At 38.3% G+C, this 14016-nt stretch carries 17 protein-coding genes; 10 read left to right on the top strand and 7 right to left on the bottom strand.

Annotated features, from left to right (window positions below; all coding sequences use genetic code 11):
• Positions 1-77: 77 nt before the first annotated feature.
• From ACE1EF_RS02120 to ACE1EF_RS02110, 3 genes are all read right to left on the bottom strand, one after another.
• Complete coding sequence (locus ACE1EF_RS02120; protein ID WP_375718954.1) at positions 78-980, bottom strand: hypothetical protein; 903 nt, start codon at positions 978-980, stop codon at positions 78-80.
• Positions 981-1110: 130 nt separating this feature from the next.
• Positions 1111-1767 carry a peroxiredoxin gene (locus ACE1EF_RS02115; RefSeq protein ID WP_375718953.1) on the bottom strand — a complete coding sequence of 219 codons (657 nt, stop codon included), beginning with the start codon at positions 1765-1767 and terminating at the stop codon, positions 1111-1113.
• 48 nt (positions 1768-1815) lie between these two features.
• Complete coding sequence (locus tag ACE1EF_RS02110; RefSeq protein WP_375718952.1) at positions 1816-2280, bottom strand: superoxide dismutase [Ni]; 465 nt, start codon at positions 2278-2280, stop codon at positions 1816-1818.
• 136 nt (positions 2281-2416) lie between these two features.
• On the opposite strand from ACE1EF_RS02110, the gene ACE1EF_RS02105 reads away from it, so the two are divergent.
• From ACE1EF_RS02105 to ACE1EF_RS02095, 3 genes are all read left to right on the top strand, one after another.
• Positions 2417-2995: a DNA-3-methyladenine glycosylase I gene (locus ACE1EF_RS02105; RefSeq protein ID WP_375718951.1), complete on the top strand. Its 579-nt coding sequence runs from the start codon at positions 2417-2419 to the stop codon at positions 2993-2995.
• 154 nt (positions 2996-3149) lie between these two features.
• On the top strand, positions 3150-3605 hold the full coding sequence (locus ACE1EF_RS02100) for an NfeD family protein (RefSeq protein WP_375718950.1): 456 nt from the start codon (positions 3150-3152) through the stop codon (positions 3603-3605).
• 30 nt (positions 3606-3635) lie between these two features.
• Positions 3636-4574, top strand: a complete 939-nt coding sequence (locus ACE1EF_RS02095; protein ID WP_375718949.1) for an SPFH domain-containing protein — start codon at positions 3636-3638, stop codon at positions 4572-4574.
• A 61-nt stretch (positions 4575-4635) separates the two neighbouring features.
• On the opposite strand, the gene dnaJ is transcribed toward ACE1EF_RS02095, so the two are convergent.
• Both dnaJ and ACE1EF_RS02085 read right to left on the bottom strand, forming a co-directional pair.
• Positions 4636-5793, bottom strand: a complete 1158-nt coding sequence (gene dnaJ / locus ACE1EF_RS02090) for a molecular chaperone DnaJ (RefSeq protein WP_375718948.1) — start codon at positions 5791-5793, stop codon at positions 4636-4638.
• Positions 5794-5810: 17 nt separating this feature from the next.
• On the bottom strand, positions 5811-6455 hold the full coding sequence (locus ACE1EF_RS02085) for a nucleotide exchange factor GrpE (protein WP_375718947.1): 645 nt from the start codon (positions 6453-6455) through the stop codon (positions 5811-5813).
• 235 nt (positions 6456-6690) lie between these two features.
• On the opposite strand from ACE1EF_RS02085, the gene nfo reads away from it, so the two are divergent.
• From nfo to ACE1EF_RS02070, 3 genes are all read left to right on the top strand, one after another.
• Entirely contained in the window at positions 6691-7530 is an 840-nt protein-coding gene (gene nfo, locus ACE1EF_RS02080) for a deoxyribonuclease IV (protein ID WP_375718946.1), read from the top strand.
• A 24-nt stretch (positions 7531-7554) separates the two neighbouring features.
• Positions 7555-7923: a group III truncated hemoglobin gene (locus tag ACE1EF_RS02075; protein ID WP_375718945.1), complete on the top strand. Its 369-nt coding sequence runs from the start codon at positions 7555-7557 to the stop codon at positions 7921-7923.
• A gap of 114 nt (positions 7924-8037) precedes the next feature.
• On the top strand, positions 8038-8421 hold the full coding sequence (locus tag ACE1EF_RS02070) for a DUF3276 family protein (protein ID WP_375718944.1): 384 nt from the start codon (positions 8038-8040) through the stop codon (positions 8419-8421).
• 55 nt (positions 8422-8476) lie between these two features.
• On the opposite strand, the gene ACE1EF_RS02065 is transcribed toward ACE1EF_RS02070, so the two are convergent.
• Positions 8477-9217, bottom strand: a complete 741-nt coding sequence (locus ACE1EF_RS02065; protein WP_375718943.1) for a hypothetical protein — start codon at positions 9215-9217, stop codon at positions 8477-8479.
• Between the two features lie 248 nt (positions 9218-9465).
• Here ACE1EF_RS02065 and feoB point away from each other — a divergent pair, with 248 nt between their 5' ends.
• The 4 genes from feoB (at position 9466) to ACE1EF_RS02045 (ending at position 13759) form a co-directional block, all read left to right on the top strand.
• Positions 9466-11922, top strand: coding sequence for a ferrous iron transport protein B (gene feoB, locus ACE1EF_RS02060; RefSeq protein ID WP_375718942.1), 2457 nt, complete (start codon positions 9466-9468; stop codon positions 11920-11922).
• A gap of 1 nt (position 11923) precedes the next feature.
• Positions 11924-12085 (top strand): hypothetical protein, encoded by a 162-nt coding sequence (locus tag ACE1EF_RS02055; RefSeq protein ID WP_375718941.1) that lies wholly within the window; start codon positions 11924-11926, stop codon positions 12083-12085.
• A gap of 178 nt (positions 12086-12263) precedes the next feature.
• Entirely contained in the window at positions 12264-12581 is a 318-nt protein-coding gene (trxA, locus tag ACE1EF_RS02050) for a thioredoxin (protein WP_375718940.1), read from the top strand.
• A gap of 86 nt (positions 12582-12667) precedes the next feature.
• Positions 12668-13759 carry a glycosyltransferase family 4 protein gene (locus tag ACE1EF_RS02045; protein WP_375718939.1) on the top strand — a complete coding sequence of 364 codons (1092 nt, stop codon included), beginning with the start codon at positions 12668-12670 and terminating at the stop codon, positions 13757-13759.
• Between the two features lie 4 nt (positions 13760-13763).
• Here ACE1EF_RS02045 and ACE1EF_RS02040 read toward each other — a convergent pair whose 3' ends face one another.
• Complete coding sequence (locus ACE1EF_RS02040; protein ID WP_375718938.1) at positions 13764-13910, bottom strand: hypothetical protein; 147 nt, start codon at positions 13908-13910, stop codon at positions 13764-13766.
• Positions 13911-14016: the final 106 nt, after the last annotated feature.

Here is a 14016-nt window from a genome sequence, read left to right as displayed (position 1 = left end):
GACATATTTACGGTTTAAAGCGAAATAAATTAGACCTTAGGTTCATGATTAACAGCGGAGCAGAACGATATTTATAACTACCTGTAAAACCGTCTGTGTGCCCTGTCACATATTTTCTGAGCCTTCTCCTTGTCATTCATTACACGCTGCAGCTCAATCTTACAATCTTCAAAAAGCATTTCATCCCGACTTTCCAGAGCACTGGTCATATTATTCTGTATAATTTCCATTGCTTTAGCATACATAATATCATCCATACTTCTGTTATTCTCCCTGCAACATATGATAGCTGCCAGCGATCGGTTTTTTGACTCCGAAATATAACGATATCCCTTCCCATAAATGCTCTGTTCATTATTCAGGATAGCCCTGATAACAGATATATCCAAATATTCATCCTTCGACAACAGAGCAAGTAAATCATATAAAGCAGTAGTATCACTATCGCCAATTTCATTTTCAACAACAAGCAAATCCCTGAGAAATGTTTTATCTGATCTGTTTGCACTGTACAGTTTCTTTTTTTCTGCAATCTGTAATCTGACAGGTAACATTTGACAGGCCCGGTACGACATCTCGAGAATCTCCTTTTTTGATTTCAATCCAGAATCCTTAAGAAGTACATGACCATCATTATCAAGAAAATAATAAGCGGGAACAACATTTGACTCATCCTGTATTAAATATTCAGCCAGGTAATGCTTATCCAATGAGTCATCATCAACATATATTATTTTATTCAAAAAGTTATAATTTAAGAAAGAAGCAGTTATAGAATCACTGAGTACAGCCCGATTCATTTCTTTGCATATTTCATCACCGGTTTTGACAACATAAACAAAGATTTTTTGTGTTGAGTCCATAGATTCCATAAGAACATTAACCGGCTGGGAAGTAAATATTACTTTTTGACCAAAAATATTCGTAGCAATGAAAAACAGAATAAACGGAAAAAGCAGGGGTAATTGATTTTTCTTCATTCAAAGTAAATTTGGGGTCTGTCTAATATTCCTGCTAAGTTACCAAAAAAGCAACTATTAACCTGAACTATTAATCATAAAAAAAGCAGCCGGAAACCGACTGCTTTTAAAATATTGAGTATTGTTACTTTTATAATGTTTTCTTTGCCAGGTAAAAATCAACCTTTTCAAGAGAATCATCTTTAATCCTTGCATCCATCTCATCCAGTGTTTTAGGGGGCGGAACGATAACCTTCTCACCTGGAGTCCAGTTCAAAGGAAGGGCTACTCCAAATTTATCTGTTGTCTGCAGTGCTTTCAGTACACGGATAATTTCATCCATGTTTCGGCCTACATTCAACGGATAGTACATAATGAGACGAATTTTCTTTTTGGGATCGATAAAGAACACAGCACGCACTGCGGCAGTTTGGCTTTCGTTTGGTTGTAACATTCCGTACAACTTGGACACTTTCATATCCAAATCCGCTATAATTGGAAAATCAAAATATACGCCGGTGTTTTTTCGTACATTATCCACCCAGGCAAGGTGTGCATGAATACTGTCGATGCTTAAACCGATTAATTCAGTATTTAATTCATCAAACTCTGCCTTTCGTGTAGCAAAACCGCTCATTTCGGTTGTACAAACCGGGGTAAAATCTGCCGGATGAGAAAACATCACGACCCACTTGTCTTTTGCAAATTCACTGAATGTCACCTGACCCTTGGTAGTTACTGCTGTAAAGTCAGGAGCATCATCACCGATCCTCGGCATCATAGTTGGATTTAAAATTTGTTCTTCCATGATTTTTAAAATTTAATGTGAGAGTTTATTAATAATATTCATGAGTAATTAATCTTCAAAATAGGAGTGTTCAAATGTATGCCATGTATCATTAAGCTGTTTGATATAGCCAAGATCAGTGGTTTGTTTGGCCTTCATGGCATAAACCTGCATTTTGTGCAGTAATACCAACTGTGCTGTATATTTCTGATAAGCATCATTATCTGACGGGTCTTTAATTTTAATCCGTTGATGAAGAAAATATTGTTCAACAATATCCTGCAGCTTATTGGCATGATCATCTTTATTATTTACCCATCTGACCAGCTGATTATAGTTAATTTCGTCTTCTTTTGACAAACGATCGATTTCACGCATTGATTTTTCAATGGTGGTAATGTGCTCGTAAACTTCTTTGAAACGTAAAGAATCACCATAAATACCACAAGGTATTTCGCAATGCGCATATGTGTTTTGTGTTACAGCTAACCCTGCAAGTATGATTAGCGAGGAAAAAAAGAGTTTTACTTTCATGATACATTTTGATTAATAAGTTCGTTTTAGAAACAATTTAGAATGGTTCTTGTTTAGCCATTTTAAGATTTATTAATACTAATCAGCCTAAGATAAATTCCTTAGCTTTGCTTTTGAATTACAAAAAATGATCAAGATGATAACCCGTTGTGAGTGGCCCGGTAAAGATCCATTATATGTTCAGTATCATGATACAGAATGGGGTGTACCAATATATGATGATCGCAAGATCTTTGAGTTCCTGATTCTTGAAACCTTTCAGGCTGGCTTAAGCTGGATAACGGTACTCCGGAAACGTGATAATTTTCGCCATGCATTCGATAATTTTGATTATAATGTTATTGCAAACTACAACGAGAGTAAATTCAATACATTAATACTAAATGAAGGAATAATACGCAACAAACTTAAAATTAGAGCTGCGATTAGTAATGCACAGGCATACCTAAGGGTTATTGATGAATTCGGATCATTCAGCGCTTATATCTGGGGATTTACAGAAGGGAAAACCATTGTTAACCAATTCAGAACCCTGTCGGAAATTCCTGCGACTTCTGAACTTTCTGACAAAATCAGTAAAGATCTCAAAAAACGTGGTTTTAAATTTGTTGGGTCAACTGTGGTTTATGCACATATGCAAGCCACAGGTATGGTAAATGACCATATTGTGGATTGTTTTCGACACAAAGAGTGCCAGGTTAAACAGACTATTTAAACAGCACTTTTCCTCTATATTTACCATATTGTAAGCTGGTTTGCAATTTTGAATAAAATTCAGGAGTAAAAAAAACAAAATGTTAAAAAAAGAATTATCTTTAATCCTGAATCAATCCTGATGAATTAAGCAGGATGTTAACCCTGTAACTAAAATGGACTTACAAACACTATTACAACCACACATTATCTGGTTCCTTGTTGGTATTGTTTTATTACTTCTGGAATTAGCCATTCCCGGAATTTTTGTGATTTTTTTTGGTGCCGGAGCCATCATAACTGCCGTTGCCAGTTATATTTTTGATATTGACATCAATGTTCAAATCCTTGTATTTGTCATTTCCTCCGTTATTTTACTGTTCGCTCTCCGACGATGGCTTAAACGTAAATTCTTTGATAAAACAGGCGAAAAAGACAACACACTGGAAGATGAATTTATTGGTAAAAGAGCAGTGGCTGAAACAGCATTCAAAAAAGGACAGACGGGTAAAGTAACCTTCAAAGGAACTTCATGGAGCGCGCGTTGTGCTGACAGTGATGTAAAAAAAGATGACATACTCACTATTATCGATAAAGAAAGTATTACCTTAATTGTAAAACAGAATCAATAACATAAGTATTAACCTTAAACTCAATTTATCATGTTTTTAGCTCAAATCTCAGGATCAACTATCATACTTATTGCGTTGGTTGTTCTTGCCATCATTATTTTCTTTTCCACGATTAAGATTGTTCCCCAACGTTCAGCATTCATTATTGAACGGCTTGGAAAATTCAGAACAACGTTACAGGCCGGATTTAATGTTCTGATCCCATTTATTGATAAAGTGGCCTATAAACATACGCTGAAAGAACAGGCTATTGATGTGGCTTCGCAAATTTGTATTACAAAAGATAACATTGCTGTTGAAGTAGATGGTATTCTTTACCTCCAGGTCATTGATCCGTCAAAAGCATCATATGGCATTGATGATTACCGGTTTGCCTCTATACAGATTGCCCAGACAACGATGCGTAGTATCATCGGTCGTATGGAACTGGATAAAACATTTGAAGAACGTGATCTGATTAACACGAATATCGTGGAAGCAGTGGATAAAGCATCGGATCCCTGGGGTGTAAAAGTTACCCGTTATGAACTCAAAAACATTGTTCCGCCGCAAAGCATAAAAGATGCCATGGAGAAACAGATGCGTGCTGAGCGTGAAAAACGTGCTTTAATTGCCGAGTCTGAGGGACAGAAACAAGCTAAAATCAATGTGGCAGAAGGCGATAAGCAGGAATTAATCAAACGTTCCGAAGGTGAAAAACAAAAGCGAATAAATGAAGCTGAAGGTCGGGCTGCTGAAATTGAAAAAGTTGCTGTGGCAACGGCATTGGGACTTCGTCAGATTGCAGATGCCATTTCTGCAGAAAACGGAATTGATGCCGTGAACCTGAGGGTTGCGGAACAGTATCTGGGTGAATTTGGGAAACTCGCAAAAGAAAGCAACACAATCATCTTACCCAATAATCTGACAGATGTTTCCGGCATTGTGGCTACTGCCACCTCTGTCCTGGAAAAGGTTAAAAAGAAATAATACATACACAATAAAAAAGGGCCTGTGAGGCCCTTTTTTATTTCATATAATTCGAATTCTGTTATTCAAAGAAGTTACGTACTTTTCTGAAAAAGTTTTTAGCGGCATTCTCTTCCGGTTTAAAGGCATCCGACTCAGCCAGTTTTTCAACCATTTTACGGTCATCCTTCGACAAATTCTCAGGAATATACACATTGATATTTACCAAAAGATCTCCCCGTCCATAACTGTTTACGTCCGGAAGTCCTTTGCCCCTGAGCCGAAGCACTTTGCCTGGCTGGGTTCCCGGTTCAATTTTAATTTTCACTTTACTGTCTACTGTCGGAATTTCGATGGGAACACCAAGAGCAGCTTCAGGAAAACTAAGCAGAAGGTTATACACGAGGTCATGACCATCACGGATCAGCTCCGGATGTTCCTCCTCTTCAATATAAACGAGAAGATCTCCGTTAATACCTCCCCTGCGGGCTGCATTTCCCTTTCCGCTGACTGACAACTGCATGCCTTCAGCCACACCTGCAGGAATCTTCACGCTGATAACCTCTTCGTCACGAACGATACCCTCTCCGTTACAATGCACACATTTATTGGTTATCATTTTACCCTCTCCGTTACATGTAGGACAAACCGTCTGAGTCTGCATCTGTCCCAGTAAGGTGTTCTGAACCCTGGTCACGTATCCTGAACCATGACAGGTAGAACAAGTTGTATGAGCGTGTCCGCCTTCAGCACCATTACCATCGCAATGGGAACAGGCCACATATTTTTTTACTTTCAGTTTCTTTTCAACACCGTTAGCGATTTCCGGAAGAGTCAGTTTGACTTTAACCCGTAAGTTCTGTCCTTTATTAACCCTTCTGGAGGAACGTCCCCTGGATGAACCAAATCCGCCAAATCCACCACCGAAGTGTCCACCAAAAATGTCACCAAAGGCAGAAAAGATATCTTCAATATCGCTGAAGCCTCCGAATCCACCACCGCCATTAGAGGCACCACCTACTCCGGCGTGTCCGAACTGGTCATAGCGACTCCTCTTCTGAGGATCCCTCAAAACCTCGTACGCCTCAGCAGCCTCCTTAAATTTATCCTCGGCTTCCTTATCACCTGGATTTTTATCCGGATGGAACTGTATAGCTTTTTTGCGATACGCTTTTTTTATCTCTTCGTCTGATGCACCTTTTGATACACCTAAAACTTCGTAGTAATCTCTTTTTGACATACCTTACGTTTTAAATCTTACTCACCTATCACAACCTTGGAATAACGGATAACCTTATCATTTAACAGATATCCTTTCTGAATACAATCCACTACCTTTCCCTTCAACTCTTCTTTAGGTGCCGGAATTTTGGTCACAGCCTCATGGAGATCCGTATCAAATTCCTTTTCTGTTGTTTCAATAGGTTTTACACCATTCTGATTTAAAAAGCTGACAAATTTAGAGTAGATAAGTTCAAATCCCTGACGAACACTTTCAATATCAGCTGCATCATGCAACATCTGTTGTGCCCGTTCAAAATCATCTATCACCGGCAATAAGCTGACAAGGATGCTTTCACCTGCTGATTTTGTCAATTCCATTTTTTCACGTAATGTACGCTTTCTGTAATTGTCAAATTCAGCCTGTAAACGAAGATGCTTATCATTCAGCTCTTCATAAGCTCTTTTTACCAATGTCAGATCATCTGCTTTCTCCTCGCACTCTGCCTTTAATTCTTCTTTTTCAGTATCCACTTCACCGGCAGCCTCCAGTTCAACTTCCTCAACATTTATTTTCACGTTGTCATTTTCCTTTTTATCATTGTTTACATTGCTTTTGGCTGCCTCCTCATGAGCAGCCTTCTGCTGCTCTTTATGAGTGTTTTTCTGTTTTTTGGCCATATTTTATTTCTGTTTTTCTCCTTTTATGCGGCTAAGATGCAATTATCCTGCCATTACAAAAATTAAGTCAAAATGACATTTAATGTATTTCAGGCTGCAAAAAAAATCGAAAAAATGACAATACACAACAATAAAACACGAATATTTGACATAACCGTTTTATTAACGCTGCGGATAGATTAATTTTGCGGTCAGGGCACTCTAAATGGTGTTCCAAATTTAAAGCATCGCAAATATGAAATATATAGGGGCTCATGTTAGTGCTGCAGGAGGTGTAGAAAATGCACCACTGAACGCAAACCGGATTGGAGCCACTGCATTTGCATTATTTACGAAAAACCAACGGCAGTGGCATGCTAAACCGCTGTCGAAGCAGAGCATTGAACTATTTAAACAGCGTTGCAACGAATATGGTTACAAACCACAACATATTTTACCTCATGACAGCTACCTGATCAATCTGGGTCATCCGGAAAAAACAGCTTTACAAAAATCACGGAATGCATTTTTAGATGAAATGCAGCGTTGTGAATTTCTGGGGCTTGACCGTCTGAACTTTCATCCCGGAAGTCATTTAAATAAGATCCCGGAAGAGACCTGTTTAAAGACAATTGCAGAGTCCATCAACCTAACACTTGACAAAACAACCGGCGTAACCGCTGTTATAGAAAATACAGCCGGACAGGGAAGCAACCTTGGTCATACCTTCGATCAGCTTAAATTTATTATAGATCATGTAGAAGATAAAAACCGGATCGGTGTTTGTATTGATACCTGTCATGCATTTACCGCCGGGTATAACCTCAGAGATAAGAAGGAGTTTAACCAAACATTTAACCGGTTCAGTGAGACTGTTGGTTTTACATATTTAAAGGGTATGCATCTTAATGACTCAAAGAAAGATTATGCAAGTATGGTTGACAGGCATGAAAGTCTGGGGGATGGTTTTATTGGTTACGATCCCTTCAAATGGATCATGAAAGATGACCGGTTCAACGGGATACCTTTAATACTGGAAACTCCCGACGACGAACGCTGGCCTGATGAAATTGCACAACTCAGAAAATGGATATAAAATATTTACAACACGAGAGCTATAATGAAAAAAGACATTGAAACATTTGAGGATATTAAAAAGCTTGTGGATACATTTTATGCAAATGCCCGTAAAGACGCACTGATAGGTCCCATATTTGAAAAATACCTAAGCGGTCACTGGGATGAACATCTTGAAAAGCTTTACAGGTTCTGGCAGACCATTATACTTAGAGAAATGGCTTATTACGGGAAACCAATTGAAGTCCATTTTAAAATGATGCTTGCAGACAATCATTTTGGCAATTGGATGGAAATCTGGAACGCCACGGTCACGTCAATGTATGAAGGTCCGCTGGCTGAACGTGCAAAACTCCGTGGAAGAACCATGTCTGAAGCTTTTCTAAAAAAAATTAAAAAAAGCACTGCATAATTATTTAGAAATAGTATATAATTGCCACTATATCAAAAAAAAAAGGGCTTAAGATTTGAATTGTTAAATCTTTTTTAACAAATTTGAATTCATAAATTATCAAATAAGTGTATTATGGAAGGATCAGAAAAGAGAGACCGTGATGAAGTGTTTTCTAAGATCGTAAGGGCCGGTAAACGTACATATTTTTTTGATGTGAAAAAAACCCGCAAAAAAGACGATTTTTACCTCACAATCACCGAAAGTAAGAAACGTTTTGTTTCTGATGGTGAATTTCGCTACGAAAAACATAAGATTTTCCTTTACAAGGAAGATTTTGACAAATTCAGAGAGGCATTTATGGAATCTACTGAATTTGTAAATGAGGCCGTTGAAGGAAAAATTGAAATTGATACCGAAGGCTATGCTGATAACTCAGAATCAGTTAACGAAGAAGAAGTTGAATTATCAGTAAGTTCCGGTTTAACGGATGTTGATTTTGACGATTTAGGAAAATAAAAGAAACAAAAAACCCCGGAAATTCCGGGGTTTTGTTTTTATATCGTTTTAATTATTACCTGATATCTATTTCATCTATATCCTCCACATCATCGCCATTGTCAATAAATTCAAATATTTCATTTTCATTCATCTCCTTTACATTGGTGATAATAAATTTATCACTAATGAATTTGCCAAACTGATTGCAGGCATTAAAAATTTTCACCACAATATCCTTGATCAGTATATCTATCGGAATTAAGGCTATAAAGCTGATATAAGATGTTTTTGTTTCACGCAGTTCAAACTCACAACCTTCCAGATTCAGAACAAATTCAAATTCCTTCCGGACAAAATCCCGTTCAAAATCAGAAAATCCCTTCTCCTTATCATGAGGGAAAAGAACAATAAAGTAGCGTAACATCTGCCCTTTTCCACCAAGTCCGGTTGAAATAAATATCTGTTTTTCATCAGACAGGGCACTCTCCAATCCCATTCTGGCTTCAATTAACGCCAGATAACTCCAGTTCTTAAGGTTTTCATCTGCAATTTTATAAAAAAAGTCCTCGATTAACCTGTAAGCCTTAACATCCTGCATGGATGCCAGCCATATCAGTATCTTCTTGCGTTGCTCATCAGGAACTTCATCATTCCACAAACTCTCGGCCATATCCATGACATTGTCTGGCATAAATTTCTTCAAATGCTTTGACTTGTTGAAATATACCATCTGCTCTTCAAGGTCAATCTTTTTCTCCAGGATATGAAAGTTTCCTTTAAAGTTTGCGATTATATCTTCTATCTTTTTTTCCATTGCTTGTTCTACAAAAATACACAAATAAAATGGCTAATTTTCCTTTTTCATATAATTAACACCTTTAATGCACATTTATATTGGGGTTTTCGAAAAAAAAACGAAATTTGCACTTGTTTTGATTTAAACTAAATAAGACATTAGAAATCAATTTTTTGCGCCTGTTTACAAGGATTAACTTTAGCAAGTATGTTCTTTCTGAATGTCAATTCTTAAAACGGGATAAAATTATTCGAAATTAGTTTGATATGAATCTATCCGAATTGCGGAATAATGAGGAGGCAGTTATTGTCAAGGTCAGAGGGCATGGATCATTCCGCAGACGAATAATTGAAATGGGATTTATTAGGGGCAAGGTGGTCAAGGTAATAAAAAACGCACCACTAAAAGATCCTATTGAATACCAGATAATGGATTACCAGGTTTCTCTTCGGCGAAGCGAAGCAGCCAATATAGAAGTTGTATCGGTAAAAGAAGGGGAACAACTTCTTCAAAACGGATATGAAGGTGTATATGAAGAGAAGAAGCTCCGTGATTTGGCACTGGAAAAACGCAAACACATTAACATTGCATTTGTGGGCAATCCCAATTCAGGGAAAACCACGCTTTATAACAAAATAACAGGTTCATACGAACATGTTGGCAATTTCAGTGGTGTAACGGTTGATGCCAAACTGGGTGTACGGAAATATAAAGGCTATGAATTTAACCTGGTTGATCTTCCCGGAACATACAGTATGACAACGTATTCACCTGAGGAGCGTTATGTCAGGCATCATATTCTGGATCAGAAACCGGATATCGTGGTTAATGTCATTGATGCCTCAAACCTGGAACGTAACCTGTATCTTACCACCCAGCTCATAGACATGGATATACGCGTTGTCGGTGTACTGAACATGTTTGATGAAATGGGATCAAAGGGAATCGAATTCGATTATAAAGCCCTTGGTGAGATGGTTGGAATTCCGTTTGTTCCGACCGTTGCCTCCAAAGGAAGAGGGATTACCGAACTCATGGATGAAATAATTGATGTGTATGAGGAAGTAAACCCCGTGGTGCGACATGTTCATATCAACTATGGTGACAATGCAGAATCTGCCATTCGGAAAATTCGGCGTGAGTTATCCGCGAATAAAGAGATCACAAATAAGGTTTCACCCCGATTTTTGTCGCTTAAACTGCTTGAACGAGATGCTGATGCTGAAGAATTCATCAGGCAGTTTCCTGAATATGTAGCCATTAAAAATGTCACAAAAAAGGAGATTAAACTCCTGGAAAGCATCTATAACAACGACAGCGAAACGATTCTTACCGAAGCAAAATATGCCTTTATAGCCGGAGCCATAAGGGAAACAGTTAAGGTTGATCCCGAAATGGAGACGCTGAATACTTCGCGGATTATTGATACCATTCTAACACACAGGCTATTTGGATTTCCTATATTTTTCCTGTTTTTATACATCATGTTCAGAGCAACCTTCTCTTTGGGGCAGTATCCGATGAACTGGCTTGACAGTGGCATTGTATGGCTCCAGGGAACACTGGACCACCTGATGAATGATGGTCCACTGCATGATCTGCTGATCGATGGTATTCTTGGAGGTGTTGGTGCCGTGCTGGTCTTTCTGCCCAATATACTCATCCTCTATTTCTTTATATCCTTTATGGAAGACAGCGGATACATGGCCAGAGCAGCATTTATAATGGATCGCCTGATGCATAAAATAGGTCTGCACGGCAAATCATTCATTCCCCTTATCATGGGATTCGGATGTAATGTCCCTGCCGTAATGGCTACCAGAACCATTGAAGACAGCAAAAACCGCCTGTTAACCATTTTGCTGATCCCCCTTATGTCATGCAGTGCACGACTTCCCGTTTATATCCTTATCATCGGCAGTTTTTTCCCCGAACATGCGGGATTGTTACTTTTAAGTATTTATGTGCTGGGTATAATTCTGGCCATCATTTTTGCCCGTGTATTTAAGAAAACAATTATTAAAAAAAGTACTGCTCCTTTTGTGATGGAACTGCCACCATACCGGCTTCCTTCAATTCGTACAACAGGAATTCATATGTGGAAACGCGGGGAACAGTATGTGAAGAAAATCGCCGGCGTCGTTTTAATTGCGTCTATCGCCATCTGGATGTTGGGCTATTTTCCTCATAATAACGAGATGATCAGTTCCTATGAAGCAAAAATTGCACATATTTCTGAAAGTAATCTGTCACAAACTGTAAAGCAGGATTCTATACAGGCCACCCAACTTAAGATGAACGCTGATTTGCAGGCACATTCCTATCTGGGTAAGGTAGGCCGTTTTATCGAACCGGCGATTCGTCCATTGGGTTTCAACTGGAAAGTAGGGGTGAGCTTACTGTGTGGCATTCCGGCTAAAGAGATCATTGTCAGCACCATATCAGTGCTGTATCAACAGGAAGATGTGGAAGTTGGAAAATTATCGGAAAAGCTGAGTAAACCCATTATGATAAATGGTGAATTATCACCCGGACTGAACAAAATCAGTGCCTTAGCCCTTGTTGTATTTGTACTGATATATTTCCCCTGTCTGGCCACATTGTCATCCATTAAAGCTGAAACGGGAAGTTGGAAATGGGCTATGTTTACACTGGGTTACACGTCAGTACTGGCCTATCTCCTTGCGTTCATTATTAACGGGGTAGGAAATTTATTGTTTTAATATGCAGGAAATAATTGTATCCATAATAGGATTGATAACCGTTGTGATCATTGCAAGACGGCTGGTCAGGGTTCTTCAAAAACCATCATCGCCCTGTGATACCTGTCCGGGTTGCGATTTGAAAAAAAATTGGGATGCCAATGGTAAACCAAAACAGTGTTAGGCTGTTATAACAACGTTTAACAATAATAATCAGTAAAAGGATAAAAATTACATTATATTTAAGGATCGAAATAAGTTGATATTTTGTTTAAAAACACAGGTGTAATTACCTCATTAAAAAAACAGGTAGACGTATTTTTGTTGTCTGCAAAAGAATTAAAATTATAAAATAATATATCATGGCTATTGAAGTAACTGACAGTAATTTTGAAGAACTGATACTTAATTCAGACAAACCGGCCCTTATTGATTTCTGGGCAGAATGGTGCGGACCTTGTAGAATGATTGGTCCTATTGTGGAAGATATGTCATCTGAATATGATGGCAAAGCCGTAGTTGCAAAACTTAATGTTGATGAAAATCCGGAGGTTTGTTCCAAATACGGCATCAGAAACATACCTACCGTTCTATTCTTTAAAGGTGGTGAAGTTGCCGACAAACAGGTAGGTGCAGTACCTAAAAATATTCTGGTACAGAAACTTGACAATCTTTTATAGAACATAAAAACATTAAATAAACCCCGGTGCTTGCCGGGGTTTTTTGTTTTATTATCTTTAACGAAGAGAAGTAAGTTCAAATACCATTGAAAAATAAACAGCCTCAAATAATCATCGCTGTCATTTCGGATCTCAATACAGATCAGAGAATACAAAAAATTGCCGGCTCTTTACATGAGCATCTTGGTAATGTGACAGTAATCTGCAGAAAACTAAGGAAATCGAATCCTGACTATCCATTCAGGGTAAGACGCATCCGTATGCTGTTAAAAAGTGGGGTTGCTTTTTACGCAACCTTTAATATAAGGCTGTTTTTCAGACTATTGATTTGTCGTTCTGACATTATTGTATCTAACGATGCCGATACACTTCTCCCCTGTTATTATGCGGCAAAACTAAAAGGCAGCAAGTTGGTTTTTGACAGTCATGAGATTATGTCGGAAGTACCGGAGGTTATTCATCGGCCCCGTGTTCAGAAAGTCTGGCAATGGATAGAAAAAACCTATATCCCAAAAATCAGATATAAATATACGGTTTGCAATTCCCTGAAAGATTTTTATAACTCAGGTTTTAAAGTCATAAGGAACGTGCCGTACCGACTGGAATTGAAGGATAGCAAACCGCATGGTGAAGAAAAAATGATTCTGTACCAGGGATCTGTTAACATGGGCAGAGGCATTGAAGATATGATAGCCGCTTTGCCGTTCATTGATAATGCTGTTTTTGTTATCGTAGGTGACGGTTATATGATGCGGGAGCTAAGAATTATGGTTCAGAATTCCAATGTGGCTGAAAAGGTAATATTTAAAGGAAAGATGGACCCGAAAAAACTAAGCGTCTATACGCAACTGGCTGATCTTGGAATATCCATAGAAGAAAACCTCGGGCTGAACTACTTTTATGCGTTGCCCAATAAACTCATGGATTACATCCAGGCGGGAGTACCGGTTCTTGTAAGCGATTTTCCTGAGATGCAAAACATCGTAAAAACATACAACGTCGGGGAAACGCTTAAAAGCCGCGAACCGGAAATGCTGGCTCAACAAATTAACAGAATGTTAAATGATACTATGCAGTTAGAAAAATGGAAAGAGAACCTTAAATCTGCATCCAAAGAGTTATGCTGGGAAAAGGAAGAAACTGAATTGCTGAGATTGTACCGTGAGGTACTATCCTGAACGCTTATACTCTATGGACCAGCTCGATGATAAAGCGTGTAATTGTTCCTCCGAAGACGATAAGAACCACACCCTTAATGACGAGAAATACCAATCCGGCGACACCAAATCTTTTGATGATTTTCTTCAACTTCTCTCTCCTGTCATTCATAATCATCAGATTTAAAATTAAACACCATGTTTAATCTTAAAGTTTACCCCCTTATGTTAAATGAATTAAAAAATATACCGGGCAACTGAATTATAACATCTATTTT

This window comes from Quyinboa sediminis (assembly GCF_042219855.1).
Classification (GTDB): domain Bacteria; phylum Bacteroidota; class Bacteroidia; order Bacteroidales; family UBA5342; genus JBHJHP01.
The sequence above is the reverse complement of the archived record's forward strand: the minus strand, read 5'-3'. Positions and strand labels throughout refer to the sequence as shown.

What these genes read in the sequence shown, in the direction of transcription:
- ACE1EF_RS02120 (WP_375718954.1), bottom strand. Translation starts at nt 980, where the DNA reads ATGAAGAAAAATCAATTACCCCTGCTTTTTCCGTTTATTCTGTTTTTC.
- ACE1EF_RS02115 (WP_375718953.1), bottom strand. Translation starts at nt 1,767, where the DNA reads ATGGAAGAACAAATTTTAAATCCAACTATGATGCCGAGGATCGGTGAT.
- ACE1EF_RS02110 (WP_375718952.1), bottom strand. Translation starts at nt 2,280, where the DNA reads ATGAAAGTAAAACTCTTTTTTTCCTCGCTAATCATACTTGCAGGGTTA.
- ACE1EF_RS02105 (WP_375718951.1), top strand. Translation starts at nt 2,417, where the DNA reads ATGATAACCCGTTGTGAGTGGCCCGGTAAAGATCCATTATATGTTCAG.
- ACE1EF_RS02100 (WP_375718950.1), top strand. Translation starts at nt 3,150, where the DNA reads ATGGACTTACAAACACTATTACAACCACACATTATCTGGTTCCTTGTT.
- ACE1EF_RS02095 (WP_375718949.1), top strand. Translation starts at nt 3,636, where the DNA reads ATGTTTTTAGCTCAAATCTCAGGATCAACTATCATACTTATTGCGTTG.
- dnaJ (WP_375718948.1), bottom strand. Translation starts at nt 5,793, where the DNA reads ATGTCAAAAAGAGATTACTACGAAGTTTTAGGTGTATCAAAAGGTGCA.
- ACE1EF_RS02085 (WP_375718947.1), bottom strand. Translation starts at nt 6,455, where the DNA reads ATGGCCAAAAAACAGAAAAACACTCATAAAGAGCAGCAGAAGGCTGCT.
- nfo (WP_375718946.1), top strand. Translation starts at nt 6,691, where the DNA reads ATGAAATATATAGGGGCTCATGTTAGTGCTGCAGGAGGTGTAGAAAAT.
- ACE1EF_RS02075 (WP_375718945.1), top strand. Translation starts at nt 7,555, where the DNA reads ATGAAAAAAGACATTGAAACATTTGAGGATATTAAAAAGCTTGTGGAT.
- ACE1EF_RS02070 (WP_375718944.1), top strand. Translation starts at nt 8,038, where the DNA reads ATGGAAGGATCAGAAAAGAGAGACCGTGATGAAGTGTTTTCTAAGATC.
- ACE1EF_RS02065 (WP_375718943.1), bottom strand. Translation starts at nt 9,217, where the DNA reads ATGGAAAAAAAGATAGAAGATATAATCGCAAACTTTAAAGGAAACTTT.
- feoB (WP_375718942.1), top strand. Translation starts at nt 9,466, where the DNA reads ATGAATCTATCCGAATTGCGGAATAATGAGGAGGCAGTTATTGTCAAG.
- ACE1EF_RS02055 (WP_375718941.1), top strand. Translation starts at nt 11,924, where the DNA reads ATGCAGGAAATAATTGTATCCATAATAGGATTGATAACCGTTGTGATC.
- trxA (WP_375718940.1), top strand. Translation starts at nt 12,264, where the DNA reads ATGGCTATTGAAGTAACTGACAGTAATTTTGAAGAACTGATACTTAAT.
- ACE1EF_RS02040 (WP_375718938.1), bottom strand. Translation starts at nt 13,910, where the DNA reads ATGAATGACAGGAGAGAGAAGTTGAAGAAAATCATCAAAAGATTTGGT.